General features: G+C 42.1%; 1 protein-coding gene. It reads left to right on the top strand.

Going from position 1 to position 484, the window contains the following annotated elements:
* Positions 1-89: 89 nt before the first annotated feature.
* Positions 90-484 (top strand): transposase family protein (locus JFC05_RS12720; RefSeq protein WP_476748483.1); only part of this gene is annotated, 395 nt, incomplete at its 3' end.

Here is a 484-nt window from a genome sequence, read left to right as displayed (position 1 = left end):
ACCCCACTCTCAACTTCGAAAGTGATTGAAAAAAGAAGAGCACCTCACTAATCTATTGTTTTCGACCAAGAATACAATGGAGTTGTGAGATGCCCATAGACGAATTTATCATCAATATCTATTTAATGGTAGAGCAATATTACAAAATAGTCGTCACCCAGCCCTTGCGAAGTGCAGGTTACGCACCAAAGTTGAGTGATCCTGAGGTTATTTGCATGGAGATGGTCGGTGAATTTTTACACCTTGATCAAGACAAACAAATTTGGCAATACTTTACCCAGCATTGGCAAGACTGGTTTCCAGCCATCGGCTCATACCCTAACTTCGCAAAGCACTGCGCCAATCTGTGGCAAGTCAAACAGCAGATACAAGATAAAGTCAGTGAACTTGAGGGCCGTGACAACATTCATTTTATGGATGGTTTTCCGATACCCGTCTGTCATTATGGACGCGCTTATCGGCATAAAAACTATCAAGACTTAGC

The organism is Psychrobacter celer (assembly GCF_016107555.1).
Lineage (GTDB): Bacteria > Pseudomonadota > Gammaproteobacteria > Pseudomonadales > Moraxellaceae > Psychrobacter > Psychrobacter celer.
This window is presented reverse-complemented; position numbering and strand designations above follow the sequence as displayed.